General features: G+C 56.2%; 17 protein-coding genes and 16 tRNA genes. 29 read left to right on the top strand and 4 right to left on the bottom strand.

All coding sequences use genetic code 11. The features are described 5' to 3' along the window. Window positions 1-148 precede the first annotated feature (148 nt). The 22 genes from DNH61_RS26045 to DNH61_RS25940 all read left to right on the top strand — a co-directional run bounded on the left by DNH61_RS26045 (window position 149) and on the right by DNH61_RS25940 (window position 6,163). Window positions 149-224 (top strand) — tRNA-Asn (locus DNH61_RS26045). 5 nt (window positions 225-229) lie between these two features. After that, window positions 230-320: transfer RNA gene (locus DNH61_RS26040), tRNA-Ser, on the top strand. Window positions 321-324: 4 nt separating this feature from the next. Further along, a tRNA-Glu gene (locus DNH61_RS26035) sits at window positions 325-399 on the top strand. 88 nt (window positions 400-487) lie between these two features. Beyond that, a tRNA-Val gene (locus DNH61_RS26030) sits at window positions 488-563 on the top strand. Window positions 564-607: 44 nt separating this feature from the next. Further along, window positions 608-684 (top strand) — tRNA-Met (locus tag DNH61_RS26025). Window positions 685-720: 36 nt separating this feature from the next. After that, window positions 721-797 (top strand) — tRNA-Asp (locus DNH61_RS26020). Between the two features lie 10 nt (window positions 798-807). After that, window positions 808-883, top strand: a tRNA-Phe gene (locus DNH61_RS26015). Between the two features lie 24 nt (window positions 884-907). Continuing rightward, window positions 908-983, top strand: a tRNA-Thr gene (locus DNH61_RS26010). Between the two features lie 4 nt (window positions 984-987). Then, a tRNA-Tyr gene (locus DNH61_RS26005) sits at window positions 988-1,073 on the top strand. A 9-nt stretch (window positions 1,074-1,082) separates the two neighbouring features. Beyond that, window positions 1,083-1,156 (top strand) — tRNA-Trp (locus DNH61_RS26000). A gap of 13 nt (window positions 1,157-1,169) precedes the next feature. Next, window positions 1,170-1,245 (top strand) — tRNA-His (locus DNH61_RS25995). A gap of 23 nt (window positions 1,246-1,268) precedes the next feature. Further along, window positions 1,269-1,343 (top strand) — tRNA-Gln (locus tag DNH61_RS25990). 5 nt (window positions 1,344-1,348) lie between these two features. After that, window positions 1,349-1,423 (top strand) — tRNA-Gly (locus tag DNH61_RS25985). A gap of 12 nt (window positions 1,424-1,435) precedes the next feature. After that, window positions 1,436-1,509 (top strand) — tRNA-Cys (locus tag DNH61_RS25980). Window positions 1,510-1,525: 16 nt separating this feature from the next. Next, window positions 1,526-1,602: transfer RNA gene (locus tag DNH61_RS25975), tRNA-Arg, on the top strand. Between the two features lie 15 nt (window positions 1,603-1,617). Continuing rightward, window positions 1,618-1,699 (top strand) — tRNA-Leu (locus DNH61_RS25970). A gap of 254 nt (window positions 1,700-1,953) precedes the next feature. Next, window positions 1,954-2,247 (top strand): LiaF transmembrane domain-containing protein, encoded by a 294-nt coding sequence (locus DNH61_RS25965; protein WP_111149866.1) that lies wholly within the window; start codon window positions 1,954-1,956, stop codon window positions 2,245-2,247. Window positions 2,248-2,280: 33 nt separating this feature from the next. Beyond that, window positions 2,281-2,952, top strand: a complete 672-nt coding sequence (locus DNH61_RS25960; RefSeq protein WP_111149865.1) for a PspA/IM30 family protein — start codon at window positions 2,281-2,283, stop codon at window positions 2,950-2,952. Then, window positions 2,949-3,455, top strand: a complete 507-nt coding sequence (locus tag DNH61_RS25955) for a PspC domain-containing protein (protein ID WP_342771483.1) — start codon at window positions 2,949-2,951, stop codon at window positions 3,453-3,455. The genes DNH61_RS25960 and DNH61_RS25955 overlap by 4 nt, the downstream gene beginning before the upstream one ends. 4 nt (window positions 3,456-3,459) lie before the next feature. Continuing rightward, the gene (locus DNH61_RS25950; RefSeq protein WP_111149863.1) at window positions 3,460-4,167 is read left to right on the top strand and encodes a PspA/IM30 family protein; all 708 of its coding nucleotides are present in this window, start codon (window positions 3,460-3,462) and stop codon (window positions 4,165-4,167) included. 282 nt (window positions 4,168-4,449) lie between these two features. Then, complete coding sequence (locus tag DNH61_RS25945; RefSeq protein ID WP_245948339.1) at window positions 4,450-5,508, top strand: sensor histidine kinase; 1,059 nt, start codon at window positions 4,450-4,452, stop codon at window positions 5,506-5,508. Window position 5,509: 1 nt separating this feature from the next. Beyond that, entirely contained in the window at window positions 5,510-6,163 is a 654-nt protein-coding gene (locus tag DNH61_RS25940) for a response regulator (RefSeq protein ID WP_111149862.1), read from the top strand. Window positions 6,164-6,176: 13 nt separating this feature from the next. On the opposite strand, the gene mobB is transcribed toward DNH61_RS25940, so the two are convergent. Next, window positions 6,177-6,692, bottom strand: coding sequence for a molybdopterin-guanine dinucleotide biosynthesis protein B (mobB, locus tag DNH61_RS25935; protein WP_111149861.1), 516 nt, complete (start codon window positions 6,690-6,692; stop codon window positions 6,177-6,179). A 281-nt stretch (window positions 6,693-6,973) separates the two neighbouring features. Beyond that, on the bottom strand, window positions 6,974-7,159 hold the full coding sequence (locus DNH61_RS25930; RefSeq protein WP_111149860.1) for a hypothetical protein: 186 nt from the start codon (window positions 7,157-7,159) through the stop codon (window positions 6,974-6,976). A gap of 98 nt (window positions 7,160-7,257) precedes the next feature. Between DNH61_RS25930 and DNH61_RS25925 the strand changes: the two genes are divergently transcribed. Next, entirely contained in the window at window positions 7,258-8,655 is a 1,398-nt protein-coding gene (locus DNH61_RS25925) for a molybdopterin molybdotransferase MoeA (RefSeq protein ID WP_245948338.1), read from the top strand. Between the two features lie 169 nt (window positions 8,656-8,824). Here the strand turns inward: DNH61_RS25925 and DNH61_RS25920 are convergent, their stop codons facing one another. Next, window positions 8,825-10,084 carry a hypothetical protein gene (locus DNH61_RS25920; protein WP_111149858.1) on the bottom strand — a complete coding sequence of 420 codons (1,260 nt, stop codon included), beginning with the start codon at window positions 10,082-10,084 and terminating at the stop codon, window positions 8,825-8,827. Window positions 10,085-10,406: 322 nt separating this feature from the next. After that, window positions 10,407-10,793 (bottom strand): hypothetical protein, encoded by a 387-nt coding sequence (locus tag DNH61_RS26590; RefSeq protein ID WP_181438891.1) that lies wholly within the window; start codon window positions 10,791-10,793, stop codon window positions 10,407-10,409. Window positions 10,794-10,923: 130 nt separating this feature from the next. Here DNH61_RS26590 and DNH61_RS25910 point away from each other — a divergent pair, with 130 nt between their 5' ends. The 6 genes from DNH61_RS25910 (at window position 10,924) to DNH61_RS25885 (ending at window position 17,942) form a co-directional block, all read left to right on the top strand. Then, on the top strand, window positions 10,924-12,027 hold the full coding sequence (locus tag DNH61_RS25910; RefSeq protein WP_111149857.1) for a hypothetical protein: 1,104 nt from the start codon (window positions 10,924-10,926) through the stop codon (window positions 12,025-12,027). Between the two features lie 225 nt (window positions 12,028-12,252). Then, the gene (gene zwf, locus DNH61_RS25905; RefSeq protein ID WP_245948337.1) at window positions 12,253-13,812 is read left to right on the top strand and encodes a glucose-6-phosphate dehydrogenase; all 1,560 of its coding nucleotides are present in this window, start codon (window positions 12,253-12,255) and stop codon (window positions 13,810-13,812) included. Window positions 13,813-13,828: 16 nt separating this feature from the next. Then, a complete protein-coding gene (locus DNH61_RS25900) occupies window positions 13,829-14,455 on the top strand; it encodes a cyclase family protein (RefSeq protein ID WP_111149856.1) in 627 nt (208 codons plus the stop codon). 17 nt (window positions 14,456-14,472) lie between these two features. Further along, a complete protein-coding gene (locus DNH61_RS25895) occupies window positions 14,473-16,059 on the top strand; it encodes a peptide chain release factor 3 (RefSeq protein ID WP_111149855.1) in 1,587 nt (528 codons plus the stop codon). A gap of 319 nt (window positions 16,060-16,378) precedes the next feature. Beyond that, on the top strand, window positions 16,379-17,491 hold the full coding sequence (locus tag DNH61_RS25890) for a lactonase family protein (protein ID WP_111149854.1): 1,113 nt from the start codon (window positions 16,379-16,381) through the stop codon (window positions 17,489-17,491). Between the two features lie 112 nt (window positions 17,492-17,603). Then, window positions 17,604-17,942 carry a hypothetical protein gene (locus DNH61_RS25885; protein WP_111149853.1) on the top strand — a complete coding sequence of 113 codons (339 nt, stop codon included), beginning with the start codon at window positions 17,604-17,606 and terminating at the stop codon, window positions 17,940-17,942. Window positions 17,943-18,051: the final 109 nt, after the last annotated feature.

The raw sequence follows: 18,051 nt of genomic DNA, 5'->3' as shown, positions 1-18,051 counted from the left end.
GTGGAAGCGCAGCAATGCGTGCAGCTGACGAATACTAATCGGTCGAGGGCTTATCCTATTAAGAACAAACAAACCAGCTAAGTTCTACAACTTCATTCGCATCCGGTTTTCAGGGTGTAACATCCTGAAAGTAACAACTTTATATTGTTCCCCGATAGCTCAGTTGGTAGAGCACTCGACTGTTAATCGAGTTGTCACAGGTTCGAGTCCTGTTCGGGGAGCCATTTCTGGAGAGCTGTCCGAGTGGTCGAAGGAGCACGATTGGAAATCGTGTATACGTTAACCGCGTATCGAGGGTTCGAATCCCTCGCTCTCCGCCAGTATGGCCCGTTGGTCAAGGGGTTAAGACACCTCCCTTTCACGGAGGTAACAGGGGTTCGAATCCCCTACGGGTCACCATTTAAGCTATTCAGAAAAGATTTTAAAAAAAGCTTGACTTCAGACAAGGCGATGTGGTAATATATTAAATGTCGCTTCACTGAAACAAGGACGCTTAGCTCAGCTGGGAGAGCATCTGCCTTACAAGCAGAGGGTCGGCGGTTCGATCCCGTCAGCGTCCACCATATAGAATCACCAAGATGGTTAGCTAACTTGGTAGTTCAAACGACGCGGGGTGGAGCAGCCCGGTAGCTCGTCGGGCTCATAACCCGAAGGCCGCAGGTTCAAATCCTGCCCCCGCAACCAACTTTACCATCGGAGTTATTCCGAAGTCCATACTCTGGAGCTGTGGTGTAGAGGCCTAACATGCCTGCCTGTCACGCAGGAGACCGCGGGTTCGAATCCCGTCAGCTCCGCCATTACCATCATGGCTCGGTAGCTCAGTTGGTAGAGCAGAGGACTGAAAATCCTCGTGTCGGCGGTTCGATTCCGTCCCGAGCCACCATGTAAGTTTTAAGGAATTGCATATGCCGGTGTAGCTCAATTGGTAGAGCAACTGACTTGTAATCAGTAGGTTGGGGGTTCAAGTCCTCTCGCCGGCACCACCATGGAGGATTAGCGAAGTGGCCAAACGCAGCAGACTGTAAATCTGTTCTCTGACGAGTTCGGTGGTTCGAATCCATCATCCTCCACCAGTTTACCTTAGGGGCATAGTTTAAAGGTAGAACAGCGGTCTCCAAAACCGTTAGTGTGGGTTCAATTCCTGCTGCCCCTGCCAATTGAATAGTATGGCGGTCGTGGCGAAGGGGTTAACGCACCGGATTGTGGCTCCGGCATTCGTGGGTTCAAGTCCCATCGATCGCCCCATATTACAACTAAATCTAAAATGTTGGGGATTAGCCAAGCGGTAAGGCAACGGACTTTGACTCCGTCATGCCTAGGTTCGAATCCTAGATCCCCAGCCATTAACGCGGAAGTGGCTCAGCGGTAGAGCATCGCCTTGCCAAGGCGAGGGTCGCGGGTTCGATTCCCGTCTTCCGCTCCATTTTTTTTGTTTGGCGCCATAGCCAAGTGGTAAGGCAGAGCTCTGCAAAAGCTTTACCCCCAGTTCGAATCTGGGTGGCGCCTCCACTATTTTTTACAACGTGTGCCCTTAGCTCAGCTGGATAGAGCGTTTGACTACGAATCAAAAGGTCAGGAGTTCGAATCTCTTAGGGCACGCCATTTTTTTTTATTTAAGCCGGCGTGGCGGAATGGCAGACGCGCTCGACTCAAAATCGAGTCCGAAAGGGTGGAGGTTCGAGTCCTCTCGCCGGTACCATTACATATAACCTACAGTGCTCTCTGAAATGTAACATTTCAGGGAGCTTTTTTGTTTGTTCCCTTTATGTTTCCCCTTGCAGGCTGCTGTATCCGGAAGGAGGTCTGAGCTGCACTAAGACTGCTGGTCCAGCCTTCCCCGTCCAAGGTCCAGGATCAGAAACCGACGCAGGTCGGTTTTGCAAAATCCTAATCTCACCTACAATAAGAACATAAGCAAACGACATACAACGAAGGGAAAGGCGGTGAGCATACATGAATAGTAAAACAGCAATTGGTGCAGTGCTCGTATTTTGTGGAGGATGGTTGGTATTGAGGATATTTGGCTTCTCGCTTGGCCCCATCTTCGGTTTAATCTTCCCCTTCATCCTGATCGGTCTTGGTATCTTGGGGATGAAGAATGATAAGAAGATAATCGGAGCGATTTTACTCACAATCGGATTGATCTCCTTGCTTGCCAAGCTGTCCGGCCTGATTATGCTTCTGATCGCAATTGCTTTGATCGTCGGCGGAGTGTCCTTGTTTAAGAACAAGAACCGGGCGTACTGATAGCAAACGTTAAAGGAATCGGAGGATATAAAGATGAGCTTAATGCGGCGCGTACGAGATATCACAGTAGCAACATTGAACGAGCGATTGGAGAAAGCGGAAGATCCGGTCCGGTTAATTGATCAGTTCTTGTGGTCAACCCGTGAAGAGATCATCCAGGCTGAGAAGCTGTACCAGCAGTATGCCGGTCACGCTAACCACTTGAAGATGCAGTGGCTGCAGGCCGAGCAGCAGAGAGAGAAGAGAGAGCAGCAGGCAATCACGGCGTTAAAAGCCGGTGAGGAGCATATTGCCCGGATTGCCCTGCAGGAAAAAGCAAGCCATGAGCAGAATGCGGCTCAATATAAAGAGCTATATGAGCAAGCCCAGCAAAATGTGAGCGAGCTTGAAGATCTGCTGCGCGAGCTGCGCAGCGAGTATCAATCGGTCTATGATAAACGTGAGTTTTATGCGGCACGTATGGAGTCGCTCCGGCTTCAGCAGCGGATGAACCAGCGTTATTATGGCGGCGGCCCTGGCGGCCAGCCGGAAGGCATGTTCCGCAAGCTGGATGACCGTATCAGCGATATGGAGCATGAGGCTAGAAGCTTGCGTGATCTTCGCCGGGCAGGGCAGGATTACGGCATGCAGTCAAGCAGCTCGGCTCAATCGGCAATCGAGCGGGAATTGGAGCAGCTTAAGCGTAAACTTGAGAAGGAGGGGTGAATCACTTGAGAAAATTGTACCGGTCCACGCGGGATAAGAAGCTGTTCGGCTTGTGCGGCGGACTGTCGGATGCAATGGGCGTAGATGCAACACTCATCCGAATCCTGGCTATTGTTCTGGCCGTGTTTACAAGCGGAGCGTTCATATTAGTCTACATCCTGGCGGCACTCGTAGTGCCAAAGGAACCGAATATGTATAACAACTTCGGGCAGGGCGGCTACAACGGTTATGGCGGCGGCCCTGGTTACGGCGGCGGTGGTGCTGGCGGCTATGGCGGCGGTGGCGGTTATCAGGCGCCAGGCGGCGGCTACTACAGCCAAAACCCGAATCAGCAAGGCCCTGGCTGGAACAATTGGCAGGGCAACAGTGCACAAGGTCAGCACAGCCAGCCTCCTCGTCCCGGCGACCTTGATTCCATGATGGATGATCTGGAGAAGAAAGCACTCCGCAGAGAACTTGAAGAATTGAAAGCTAAACTCGCGAAATACGAGAAGGGAGAATAACACAATGGGAATTTTTAAACGCATGAAAGATATGACAAAGGCTTCGATGCACGATCTTCTGGATAAGATGGAAGACCCGGTTGTTATGCTGAACCAATACATTCGGGATATGGAAAGTGAGATTCATCAGGCTGAGGTAACGGTAGCCAAGCAAATGGCCAATGAGCGCCGCATGAGACAGCGCTATGAAGAAGCGGCACGCAGTGCAATGGATCGTGAGAGCAAGGCGGAGCAGGCTATGCGCGGCGGTCATGAAGAGCTGGCACGGAAGATGCTGGAGGAGAAAATTTTCTTCGACCAGAAGACTTCGGAGTACAGTGATCTGCATGCACAGGCCAAAACACAGGCGGATGAGCTGATGGCTCAGCTGCATGAGATGAAGGAAGAGTTCTATCAGCTGCGCAACAAGCGCAACGAGCTGGCAGCCCGTGCCCAGATGGCAAAGGCTCAGAAGCAGATGTCGCAGATCAGCAGCACGCATTCCATCGAAAGCGGCAATGCTTCGAGAGGCTTCAACCGGATGGAAGAGAAAATCATGCAGATGGAAGCCGAAGCAGATGTGCTCCGTGTTCCCGGCATGCTGAGAAGCTCCTCAACACCTCTGTACAGTGCTGCAGATGCGGAGAAGCAGATGAAGGTCGAAGAGCAGCTTCAAGCGCTTAAGAGCAAGCTGGGTGGTCCGTCGCTAAATAAAACAACTGATCAAGAATAATCCTTGCACGGTGTACCCTGGCGTATAGATGTGGGGAATAGGCGGAGAACATGCCGCGGTGTGCCTTACCGGCAGCCGCGGCTGTCTCATGTCAGCCAGGCCGTGCAGGAAGTCAATATATGGTTTGAAACTTTGGGTTGTCCAGGTTCGTTATATAGGATAATCAGCAGTCATGCTGCCCATACATAATACAAATCGCCATCCGTGTGAGCTTCAGCCGCATAGATGGCTGAAGTACACATAGAGATGGCTGCTTGCAGCCTCATGAAGGGGGATCAAGAGATGGCCGACGGACAGACAGAGATTCATTCACCGTCAGCGCCACCCGCGCCAATGGAACATCCGAAGCCCGTTAAGCCGCCCATGAAGCCGACTAAATCGATGAAGCCGAACATAGCAGAGACGATGATCTGGCTGCTTATTATTACGGGGCTGCTTGTATTAGTGCTGCAGGGAATGGGCGTTGTTCAGATTTTTTTCCTGCAGGGTAAAGCGGCGGCGATCGTCTTATCGGTTATTGGTCTGGGGCTTGTCGCGGCTGCTATATACGGCTATCTGCAGAACCTGAAGCTGAAGGAAACCTTGCTGCGTCTGGCCGAGCAGCAGCGGTGGAAGCGGCGCTCCGTCACGATTACGGACCGGGATGATACTGGGCAGGATGAAGAAGAAACACTGGAGGAGAAGGTCAGAACGGAGAAAGTGAAGTTCTCCGCTGTCATTGAGGAACGTCAGCGGCTTGCCCGCGAGCTGCATGACGCGGTAAGTCAGCAGCTGTTCGCCATATCCATGACAGCAACTGCGGTGAAGCGGACGCTGGATAAGGATTTTGAACGTGCCAAGCGCCAGGTTGAGCTTATCGAGGAAATGGCCTCGGTCGCCCAGTCCGAAATGCGTGCGCTGCTGCTTCACCTGCGTCCGGTCCATCTGGAGGGCAAGAATCTGCCGCAGGCGCTGGAAGCGCTGCTGGAAGAATTAAAGCAGAAGGTACCGATGGCCATCTCACTAGATATGGATGAATCGGTCGTTATGATGCCGCAGGTGGAAGACCATCTGTTCCGGATCGTGCAAGAGGCGCTGTCGAATACGCTGCGTCATGCGAAGGCCGAGAAGATGGAGATTGGGCTGCATGTTTACGGCCATCAGGTGAGGCTGACGCTGCGCGATGATGGAGTCGGTTTTGACCTGGAGGAGAAGAAGCAGACGTCATACGGGCTCTTGACGATGGAAGAGCGTGTAACGGAAATGGGCGGATCGTTCCAGATTGTGTCGGCTCCGGGTGAAGGCACGAGCATCGAGGTCTGGGTGCCGGTTATTTTGAGCGAAAGAGGAGAAGGTGTGTAGGATGGAAGAGCCTATTAAGGTGCTGCTTGTTGATGATCATGAGATGGTACGGATTGGTCTGGCCGCTGTGCTTGATACAGAGGAAGGCATTGAGGTGGTCGGCGAGGCGAGCAACGGACAGGATGGCATTCGTCTTGCTCAGGCTTACAAGCCCGATGTCGTGCTGATGGATCTGGTTATGGAGGGCATGGACGGCGTGGAGACGACCCGCAAGCTGCTGGAGCTCTATCCGGAATGCCGCGTTATTGTGCTCACAAGCTTCATAGACGACAGTAAAATGTATCCGGTGCTCGAGGCGGGTGCGTTCTCTTATCTCCTCAAAACCTCCCGAGCGAACGAAATTGCTGATGCCATCCGTGCGGCTGCCCGCGGACAATCGGTACTGGAGCAGCAGGTAGCGGTCAAAATGATGAGCCGCTTCCGCGAGCCGAAGAAGCCGGAGCAGAAGCCGCTGCATGAAGACCTGACCGAACGGGAGATGGAAGTGCTGCAGCTGCTGGCTAAGGGCAAGCCGAATCAGGAAATCGCTGACGATCTCTTCATCGGCATCAAGACGGTGAAATATCATATCACAAATATTCTGGCGAAGCTGGAGGTCGATGACCGGACGCAGGCGGCCATTTATGCTCATAAGCATGGAATAGCCGAGGAGTAAGTCACCGTACAGGTTAGATGCCTGCGAGGGTGCGAACAAGGCGGTACAGCGGCTCAATGCCATCTATAGGGAAGACAGGAAGGCCGGGACTTGCCGGGATTCGTTCAGCGGAAAAAGAAGGCCACTGTACGGCGGCAGTGACATTCGCCAGCTGGAGAAGCTCTAGGTCGGACTCCTGGCGGAGCAGGATGAGCTTGGGGTAGGGAGCTGTTTTAAAGCCTTCGGCGAGCACCAGATCAACCCCATGCATGCCAGCAAGCAGCTCCTGAAGCTCTGCGGGCCGGTTCATGAGCCAGGCAGTTCTTCGGGAGGACGAGATAGCGGTCAGATCGGCACCAGCCTGCTGATGCTGCCACGTATCGGTACCGGGTTGATCCATGGTAAAATCATGCGCGTCGTGCTTGACCGTGCCGACAGTAAGCCTGTCAGCCTTAAGACGCTCTACGAGCCTGCAGAGCAGAGTGGTTTTGCCGCTGTTCTTGTAGCCGACAATCTGAATGACGGGCGGATGGAGAGCAGGTTGAGGCATAGGCAGTTCCTCCAATATACTGGCTGAGTGTTATCAGGGCAGGGCATTACTTTTATATAAGCTTTGACTAAGTTTTGACTAATACATAGATGTGACCGGTTCGCGGGTTGGCGGGCCGGTTTTTATTTTTGATGGAGGCGGCGGGTGGAAGCAGGGCATATCAGACAGAAGGCAATGGGCTGAAGGGCTGCTTAGCCTGCTGGTCATTTCATGAACTGCTGCTTTCTGCTAAACTGATAGATAGACAGGAAGCGGGATAGGCTGCATGCAGAATCAGGCGGCTATTCATCTTCATCGTTCCGGAACGTTGAGGAAGCGGCAAAGGCTCCGCCCATCAGCAGCAGCAACCCAATGCTCCACCCAATGGGCGATGCGTTAGGAATCAGGTTGGTTAAGGCTTGTCCGGCCATGACAGCGGCAATGGACAGTACAATCATAACAATAGTCCAATTGGCAGGCTTCTTCATTCGTTCACCTCTGCGTAATTGTAGCGGATTCTGCCCGTGAGCGGCAAGGGAACGGGCAGGGGGTTCCCTGCCGGGAAGCCGAAGGAGGCAGGGAGATCTTGAGTTTGCAGGGAGAGGCGCGGTTTAACCGCCGCGCCGTGAAGGTCGCCGAAGCGCAGCGGAGAGTGCTGGAAGCGGTACAGCCGCTTCCTCCGGAGACAGCTGCGCTGTGGCGCTGCGGCGGCCGGTATCTGGCACAGTCATGCGAAGCGACTGTGGACTGGCCGCCCTTCGCGCGCGCGGGAATGGACGGGTATGCGGTCCATGCCGCGGATACGGCGCAGGCGACCGCTGAGCAGCCAGCGGTGCTGCGTGTGACTGGCACGGTCGCGGCGGGACAGGTCTACGCCGGGACTGTGCAGCCGGGCACAGCCGTGCGCATTATGACCGGCGCGGCGGTGCCTGCAGGAGCGGATGCGGTCGTCATGCTGGAGCAGACCGCTGAAGCAGCAGAGCCCGGGGCCCAGGCGGTGCTGGTGAAAGCACCCGCTGTCCCGGGCCAGAACGTAGCGCCGCGCGGAGAAGAGTTCCGCTGCGGCGCGGTGATCGCCAGGCCCGGTACACGGCTCGGGCCCGGCCACATCGCGCACCTCGGCACCTTCGGCTATGCCGAGGTGCAGGTGCACAGGCGGCCGCGTGTGGCCATCTTCGCGACCGGAACAGAGCTGCTGCCGGTCGGGGCTCCGCTTGCACCGGGCCGCATCCGCGACAGCAACAGCGCGATGATCGCCGCGCTGGTGGAGAGCTGCGGCGGCGAAGCGATCCCGCTCGGCCACATTGCCGACGACCCGGCGGCCGTATCGCTCGCGCTCGAAGCCGCCCTGGATGAGGCCGACGCAGTCATTACGACCGGCGGTGTATCGGTCGGCGATTATGACGTCATGGCCGTCATCATGAGGAATCTGCGCGGCGCAGCCGCTACTCGTGCGGGGGCTGAAGATCCAGAGGGCGCGGCGCATGATTTGCTGGGAGCTGTGGTCCGGGAAGGCGCGCAGCTTGAACTGCCGGGTCAAGGTGCAGTCCCGAGAGGCGCAGGACACGGCCTGTTATTTGACAAGGTAGCCATGCGGCCCGGAAGCCCTACGTCGGCAGCGATGGTGAACGGGAAGCCGCTGTGGGCATTGTCCGGCAACCCTGGGGCCTGTCATGTCGGCTTCGAGCTGTTCGTTCGCCCGGCTCTCCGCCGGATGCAGGGCAGCAGTTCGCCGCTGCACCGGACAGTCAATGCCCGCCTCGGCGCAGCAGTCCGCAAGGGCTCTCCGCACGACCGGTATGTACGGGCGGTTCTTGGAGAGCGGGACGGCCTGTGGACGGCTGAACTGCTCGCCTTCAATAAGTCGAGCATGATGGCCTCCCTGCCTGAGGCTAATGCGCTTGTCCGCATACCCGCAGGCCCGGAAGGTGCAGAAGCGGGCGCCGAGGTGACAGCTCTACTGCTGGGTCCGCTGCACGAATAGATACGCTGCAGCCGCCATATGAATTGAAGCTGTCATACGCCAAACCAAACAGCCTTTACAAGACACCTGAGAGCCAACCGGCACCGTGCTTGTAAAGGCTGTACTTTGTTCATCTGATCTTCATATTCCACGGGAGCTTGACTCCAGTCAGGACCCGGTCAGGATCTGGTTAGGACAGATCATTGACGACCAGGCCATAGGTCGGTAGCTGCCAGTGCACTTCCCGTCCCGGCCTGTAGAGCGTGTAGCCGGATAGTGCCGGGGCATTGGGATCAAGCAGCTCCACGACAGGCAGCTCGCGGAACTGCTGCAGCAGCCGGTGGACGTTCTCCGCCCAGCCGGTCTCATCCCGCATCTGAAATCTGACAAGCTCTGGTGAGACTTCGGCCAGCTCGATCAGCAGGCTGGTATTCAGCAGAGCATGGCCGTTCTCGTTCTTCGAGATGCCGAGCTGAGCGGCCTCACCGGTGAAGACGGCTGCTTCAAGCCTGCCCGGCAGGCTGTCATGCAGGTAGCCGGCAAAGCGGTCAAATACGCCAGCGAGTGCCGCAAGTCTCAGAACAGCCTCCTCCAGCTGCCCGGCTACCGCCTTCAAATCCGGCCCGATCTCGACCTTAACGGGGTGCTCGGTGATCTTATGGAAGGTCAGCTTCACGGTCCCGGCATATAGGCTTACTGTATTGGAAGGAGCATCGGCCGGCGGACCGCCGTCTATCCGGAAGCGGGCGTCTCCGGCTTCTCTGGCAATGGTCTGTATGCCGCTTGAGGCGGCTGCACTGCCGGTGTGGTCAGTAATGGAGAAGCTTTCACCGCTTCCCGTAAGCGTACCGGTGACCTCCAGCCGGACCGTGCGTTCATCTTTGTCCGCTTCCACTTCGGCGGTCAGCCCAATGCCGGCGGACAGTATGACGCTGCGGATCTTGGCCAGCGCATGCGCGTTGGTATCGGCCGGTGCGATCATGACGGAGGCTTCGATGGACTGCCCTCCGGCAGTCAGAAGCAGGGTATGCAGCCCGGGCTCAACAATGGAACTGCCGTCCCTGGGCAGGGTATAGCCTTTGTTCATCTGGCCCACAGCCAGCTGCTCGGCCTGAACGAATACAAGCCGGGTGGCGGCATCAGCCAAGGCGCTTCCTGTAACCGAATCAGGGTCGCTTGTCTGAACAACCGGCTGCTCCCATGCCGAAGTGGCCGGGGAGGTTACAAGCCGGAATGCGGCCTCGGCATCCATGGCAGCCTGCAGCCATGTGGCTGCTCCTGTAGCAGCCTGCCTGGCTTGTCTCGACCAGGGAGCATTCTTGCTGGCCGGCTGGCTCGGCGTATGCTTGTCCCGGTTCCGGTACGGATTGCCTGCATGAGGGGAATCCGGCTGAATGGGATCGAACGTGCCAAGCGGGTGAATGCCTCTCTGCAAGGGTGGAATGTTCATCACGTGTTCACCTCCGGGAGTCTATATTCCAGTACTTAACCTAAACTGTATATCGACATGCCGGTCATGTAAATGAAGTTCGCGTATATAGCCTTAAGCGGGCGACAGGCTGATCCAGGGAAAACAGGCCGTGCCAAGCGGCCTCTACTGTTGTGGCTGACCACCGTCATGTGAAGCCGAGAACCGCACGCTGGGAGCTTCGTTCGGTTCGGCTGTGGTCAATCACGGTCTCGCTGCGTCAGACAATGCCGACTGGCAGATATGTATGCCCGGCCGCAGCGGCCGGGTGACCGATGACCGGGTCACTGCGCTGCCCGGTCTGCTACAGAACGAGCAGCAGCAGGGCGATCAGCGCGAGGTCCAGCGTGACAGCACCGGCACCATAGGGGTAGGCGCCGGGGTAGCCGTAACCGCTATAGCCATAGCCGTAAGGATAGGCAAGCGTCTGTGCGGAACCGGACTTCTTGCCGCTGCGCTTCTTCTTCCTGGCCTTGCGGGTTCCTTGGCCGCTGAGCCTGGAGCTTTTCTTCAGGGTTCCTGCCGATTGGCCCCGAGTTACAGGAGCGGCATCGCCATTTAGCGTCAGCTTCCCGCCCCCGCAGGTGCTGAGAACGCCGACATGCCTGGTGCCATCCTGCATGACAACACAGACGAGATTGCCGCAGAAACCGCGGATTCTCTCTTCAGTAAGCGGGTAGATAGGCTGCATGATGGTTATTACACCTCCAGTAAGGCTTCTTGCAGTCAGTGTATTCACCCAGGGGCATATGCGTATGGTCAGACACCCAAGTATGCGGGCAAAATGTCTTATGACAAGGATGAAAGAGGGGAAACATAAGGTGGAGCAGCACTTGATTACGAGGCCGCAAGATCAGCACCGCCCGGCCGGCGGCAAGCCCAAGGGCACCATAATAGCACTTGCTGTACTGCTTATTGCTGCGGCCGCAGCCGTGTGGATGAACCGCCAGCCGGGCGAAGAAGGACTCGCTTCTGTGACGCCGGGGATGGAGAGCATACTCTCGGAGGATGCAGCCCGGCTGTGGAGGTGGGCGGATGACGAATTGGCGGGAGGCTCGGAGAAGGCGGGCTGGTCCGCCCGATGGGACAGCAGCCTGACAGCTGAGGAGAGCGCAGAGCTGATTAAGGAATTGGAGCTGACGCCAACAAGCGACGAGAAGGCCGAGCACGCCGGACCGCTGCATCGCGTGGTCTTATGGCGGGAGGCTGGTACCGGCTTGCCGGAAGGCGCAGAAGAGAGCAGTACAGCAGAGATCGACACAGCAGAGAGAAGTGCAGCCAAGAGCAGCGCGTCAGAAAAAGGCGGCCCGGCAAGGGTTAGTGCAGCCAAGAGCAGCACAGCATGGATCGGCACAGCAGAGAGAAGTGCAGTCGAGCGCACCTCAATGGAGAGCATTACAGCAGCGGTCAAGACAGCAGACATCAGCCCAGCAGAGGTTAACAGCGCAGAGCGCAGCCCATCTGCGGCCAGCACAACAGTGGTCAGTACATTAGAGGTCAGCGCAGCAGAAGCTGGCTGGTCCAGTGATACAGGGACTGAAGCTGGAATGCCAGAATCCCGCTCTGTCCTGCTCTTTGAAGGCAGCCCGGGGCTACCCAGGTCTGAATTTCTGCAGCAAATCAGCATCATCGACGGCCTGCTGGATGCATCGGCGGCCCGAAGCCTGACATTCCGCGGGGAAGCGCGTACGGCGGAATCATACGAGCGGATTGCAGAAGCTGCGGATGCCATTAGAGTGGAATCCTATGACGGGGGCGGAACAGCCAGCGACGTTTATTTTACATCTGGGCTCAAGCTGTTCACGTACAGTGGGGAAAATAAGGTTAATCTGCAGCTTGCTTCTCACTGGGACAGCACGGCGGGGCGCTGGCAGCTGACAGGGGGCGTGCCGCTTATCACAGGAGATTACAGCAGGGTGCCATAGCAGGTGCTCACTAACAATAACGGGAAGTGAAAGTCGCCGCATAGCTTGCCGGAAGCGCTCTTACTCATCCCCGGGTTTTCCCGATATATTCACGGTTTTTGCATTCTTCATCAATTATTTTTATAGCCTCATTAATAGCGATTCTCATTCGAGTATGTTAAACTACATATCATGAAATGACGGTCTGTCAATACTTAAAAATACATAAAGGAAAGAATGAGGATTATGACAGAACAATACAATCAAGGGCAAATGCCGGCACCATCCGGCGCCGTTTTTTATCTGTTCGGAGCAACTGGAGATTTGGCTAAGCGCAAGCTTTTCCCGGCGCTGTTCAGCCTGTATAAAGAAGGCAAGCTTGCAGAAGATTTCGCTGTTGTTGGACTGGCCCGCCGTCCCCGGACGAACGACCAATTCCGCAGCGACCTGTATGATTCGATTAATGAGTTCTGCCGCTATAAGGCAACCGATGCCGAGCTGTGGAACCGGTTCGCCCAGCATTTTGTCTACATGTCGCTCGACATTAACAATGTGGACGGCTTCCGCGAGCTGAATGTACTGTCGGAGGAGCTGGACCGCAAGTTCGAGATCAAGGGCAACCGCCTGTTCTACCTGGCGCTGGCGCCGGAGCTGTTCGGACCCGTATCGTTCAACCTGCGTGAAGGCGGTCTGCTTCAGTCGCCAGGCTGGCACAGACTGGTCATCGAGAAGCCGTTCGGCTACGATCTGCCATCTGCACAGCTGCTTAATGAGCAGCTTAGCCAGGTGTTCAAGGAAGAAGAGATCTACCGGATCGACCACTACCTGGGCAAGGAAATGGTTCAGAACATCGAGGTCATCCGCTTCGCGAACGCCTTCTTCGAGCCGCTCTGGAACCGGGATCATATTGCCAACGTGCAGATCACGCTGTCCGAGACCGTGGGCGTTGAAGACCGCGGCGGGTACTATGACAAGTCAGGCGCTCTCCGCGACATGGGCCAGAACCACATGCTGCAGATGCTGACGATGATTGCCATGGAACCGCCAAGCCGGGAGCATCCGGAGGATATCCGCGATGAGAAGGTGAAGGTGCTCCGCTCGCTTCGCCAGTTTGCGTCGTCTGATGATGTTCGCAAGCGCGTGGTGCGCGGCCAGTATGCCGAAGGCTCGCTGAGAGGCAAGGAGCTGAAGGGCTACCGCCAGGAAGATTCTGTGAATCCGGAATCGACGACGGAGACTTATTTTGCAGCCAAGGTATTCGTGGACAACTTCCGCTGGGCCGGTGTGCCGTTCTACATCCGCACAGGCAAGCGCCTGCCGGTCAAGACAACCGAGGTTGTCATCGAGTTCAAGAATGCGCCGGATAACGTGCTGTTCTCCCGCAAGCATTCTCTGCAGCCGAACCTGCTGGTGATTCGCGTTAATCCGATGGAGGGCATCTACATCAAGATCAACGCGAAGAAGCCGGGTACGGATTCGCAGATCCAGCCGGTCGCGATGGAATTCTGCCAGAGCTGCCAGGTGGGCATCAACACACCGGAAGCGTACGAGACGCTGCTCCATGATGCGGTGCAGGGCGACTCGACTTACTTCACCCGCTGGGATGAAGTGTCCCATGCCTGGACGTTCGTGGACAAGATTGCTGCCGCATGGCGGGAATCGACTTCTGATCTGATGCAGTACGCTGCAGGCTCTTGGGGACCGCAGCAGGCTGACAGACTGCTGGCGGAAGACGGGTACCACTGGTGGCCGGTTAACGGACAGGAAGAAGACAACGTCGTCTGGATCAGCAACTCGGGCAAATAAGGAGGAGGACTCCACGATGTTCAAGATTATCGATATTTCCATGACTATTGAAGACAGCATGCCTGTCTACAAGAATAAAGAGGAGAAGAAGCCGAAGATCTACAACTCCTCGAATTTTCAAACGGGCAAGACGCATGAAACACGGATCGACGTAGACTGCCACGGCGGCACGCATATTGATGCGCCGCTGCATATGCTGGAGGATGGCGCTACGGTTGAGACGATCGGGCTGGAGCAGCTCGTCGGCACCTGCCGGGTGCTGGACCTGACGCATGTCGAGGACGGCATTACGCGTGAGGATCTGGAGCCGCACAACCTGCAGAAGGGCGAATGGGTGCTGCTGAAGACGAAGAATTCGTTCACCGATGCATTCGACCCGGAATTTATCTATGTGAAGGAAGACGGCGCACGCTACCTGATCGAAGCGGGCATCCGCGGCGTGGGGATCGATTCGCTCGGCATCGAGCGTTCGCAGCCGGAATATACAACGCACCGCCCGCTGTTCCGCAACAATATCATTATCGCGGAAGGGCTCCGGCTGAAGGATGTTCTGCCGGGCACGTATTTCATGGTCATCGCCCCGCTCAAGCTTACGGGTATCGATGGCGCGCCGGCGAGGGCCTTCCTGATCGCCAATGCTTAAGATGAAGGGATAACACGATGAGTAAACCGTTAACGGAAGAAATAAAATCAGAAGTCGATCGCAGACGCACGTTTGCGATCATCTCCCACCCGGACGCGGGTAAAACAACCCTTACCGAGAAGCTCCTCCTGTTCGGGGGAGCTATCCGCGAAGCCGGCACGGTCAAGGCCCGCAAGGCCAGCCGCCATGCCACATCCGACTGGATGGAAATCGAGAAGCAGCGCGGCATCTCGGTTACTTCCAGTGTTATGCAGTTCGACTACAGCGGACACCGGGTCAACATTCTGGATACCCCTGGCCACCAGGACTTCAGTGAGGACACCTACCGGACGCTGACAGCCGCCGACAGCGCGGTCATGCTGATCGACGTCGCCAAGGGCGTCGAGGCGCAGACGATCAAGCTGTTTCAGGTATGCAGCAAGCGCGGCATTCCGATCTTCACCTTCATTAACAAGCTGGACCGTGAAGGCCAGAGCCCGTTCGATCTGATGGAAGAGATTGAGCGGGTTCTCGGCATCCGGTCCGTTCCCATGAACTGGCCAATCGGCATGGGCCGGGACCTGTGCGGCGTCTATGACCGGATGAAGAATCAGGTTGAGCTGTTCCAGGGCAAGGACCATACCAAGATTGAGGTTCGCAAGGTGGAGGACTATAACGATCCAATCATCCGCGAGATGGCCGGGGAGTTCATGCATGACCAGCTGAAGCAGGACCTGGAGCTGCTGGATGTTGCCGGCGACCAGTTCGACTATGAGAAGGTGCGCCGCGGCGAGCTGACGCCAGTCTTCTTCGGCAGTGCGGTTAATAACTTCGGCGTGCAGACGTTCCTGGAGAACTTCCTGCAGCTTGCGCCCTCTCCAACACCGCGCAAGTCGACCGATGGGGAGATCGAGCCGGTATCGGAGAAGTTCAGCGGCTATATCTTCAAAATCCAGGCGAATATGAACCCGGCTCACCGTGACCGGATCGCATTCCTGCGGGTCTGCTCGGGACGGTTCGACCGCGGGATGAGCGTCAAGCATGTGCGCGCTGGCAAGGAGATCAAGCTGTCGCAGCCGCAGCAGTTCCTGGCGCAGGACCGTGACATTGTACAATCCGCTTATCCTGGCGACATTGTCGGCTTGTTCGATCCCGGAATCTTCCGGATCGGCGATTCACTGTCGCAGGGCAAGGAAGTGGTCTTCGACGAGCTGCCAACGTTCTCGCCGGAGATTTTCGCCAAGGTAACCGTCAAGAACGCGCTGAAGCACAAGCAGTACCAGAAGGGGATCGACCAGCTGACAGAGGAGGGCACCATCCAGGTGTTCCATACGACCAGCGGTTTTGAAGAGACGATTCTCGGCGTTGTGGGCCAGCTGCAGTTCGAGGTGTTCGAGTACCGGATGAAGGGTGAGTACGGGGTGGATATCCAGCTGCACCGGATGACATTCCAGTTCGCACGCTGGATCGTCGATGACAATGTCGACCCGTCCAAGTACCGGATTAACTCGACGCTGGTGAAGGACAAGAAGGGCAACTATGTTGCGCTGTTCGAGAATGAGTACGCAATGCGGACTGCGATGGATAAGAACCCGACCACGAAATTCCTGGAGACGGCGCCTTAAGGGCAGCGCGTATCCTGCATGCCATATCCGTTTAAATGACAACATCAGACTTCCGGATGACTGAGGAATTCCTCTCTTTTGTCCGGGAGTCTTTTGCTGTATATACCGGCCTCACAGCAGTTCATGCTCCGGAAGGTCGAATTGTTTGCTCAGGGAGATGCTTGTTTGAAAAGAAACAGGAATGCATTGGCATAAATAGGTGATTGCCTTTCATAGCAGCGTCAGGAATGGTAGAGTGAAGGTAGGGCATGCGTTTAGAATAATGGCAGACGGGTAGTAGGGAAGAATGGATACATAACGAGATAGGGAGGCGTTAAGATTGACTAAGAACAGCATGGAATCGGCAGACCAGCGGTACTGGCTGGTTTTTACGGGATCATACGCAGCGTCGGAAGAACAGGGGATAAATGTACTGTTGTTTGACTCTGAGACGGGGAAGCTCAGACAGCACGGCGGGACCTGTGGGGTTACAAATCCATCGTTCCTGGCTTTCGACGAGAAGCGTTACATTCTGTATGCGGTAAGCGAGAATGAAGATGGAGAAGTTGTGGCGATTCATGTGAACCGGGAGACCGGAGCAATGGAGCTGATGAATCGGCAGTCTACCAAGGGAGCAGCTGCCTGTCATCTCAGTCTGGACCCGAGCGGAAACTGGCTGTATGCGGTTAACTATGAGGGCGGCAACGTATGCGTGTTTCCGATCGGGCAGGACGGCGCCATCATGCCGATGACGGACACTGTGCAGCATGAGGGAGCCAGCATTCATCCGGACCGCCAGACGAAGCCGCATCCGCATTCGGTCATCAGTGATCCGTCTGGTGATTACCGGATTGTCCCGGATCTCGGCACTGACCGTGTCGTCATCTATACGAACGATCTAGGGACAGGTGCATTTCAGCACGCGGGCGAGCTTGTATCCGCACCGGGAGCGGGACCGCGTCACGCTTGTTTTCACCGTGAGCTGCCGCTGATCTATGTGCTGGAGGAACTTAGCTCCACTGTTACAGTCTTCTCCTTCAATAAGGATGAGGAGAGCGGGCAGGTGACAGGGGAACAGCTGCAGACGATCCCGATGCTGCCGCTGTCCTTCGATAAGGAAAGCACGGCTGCCGATATCCACTTCAGTGTGGATGGCAAGTATCTGTATGCCTCGAACCGTGGCCATGACAGCCTGGCTGTCTACGAGCTGGAGGAGGACGGCCGCCTTAAGCCAGTGGGCCATATATCGACCGGCGGCATGACGCCGCGCAACTTTGCGGTAGCACCGGGCGGCAGATATGTGCTGGCAGCTAACCAGGACACGGATTCGATCGTCGTGCTGCGGCTTGATCATCAGGGACTGGCAGTGCCAGCAGGGCCTCCCTACAAAACAGCGAAGCCGGTCTGCATCGTAATGACGCCTGCACCGGAATCCATTGTAACCGGATTGTAGTTCATACGTATGGTAAAGTAACACTTTATCCGCTGGCAGGCTAGCGGACGGTGAAATGGGAACATGACCTTGGGGTTAGTCGATTAATCCTAAGGTGAAGGGGAGATGAAAGATGAGTCCGGCAAGAATTATGCTGTGGATTACCTGTTTGGCAGAAGCTTTCCTGGGAATCCCTCTGCTCGGCGGCGCCTTCATTATTGCTAATGCCTGGACGCCGCTGCTTGTTATGTTCTTCCTGCATATCGTGACGCTGGTGCTCTGTCTGCGTGACCAGAGAAGCATCGTAGGCAGCGGGGCGGGTATTGCAACCTCGGTGCTGGGATTCATCCCAATTGTGGGTATGATCCTGCACTGGATTACGGCACTTATTCTACTGGTTCTCGCGATCCAGCCGGATCGCCGGGAGCGGGACGGTTATATACCGCCTCCTCCGCCGCCGCAGCGCTGGTAAGTTGTCAGAAGAACGGGCAAGGAGCTTGAATGTGCTCCTTGCCCGTGTGGCTGTAAAGCAGACTTCACAGGGATTTGGGCGCTTCTGCTCAAATCCCTGTTCTTGTGCA

Source organism: Paenibacillus sambharensis (assembly GCF_003233845.1).
Taxonomy (GTDB): domain Bacteria; phylum Bacillota; class Bacilli; order Paenibacillales; family Paenibacillaceae; genus Paenibacillus_I; species Paenibacillus_I sambharensis.
Note: the sequence above shows the minus strand (reverse complement) of the source record. Positions and strands in the feature narration are given on the sequence as shown.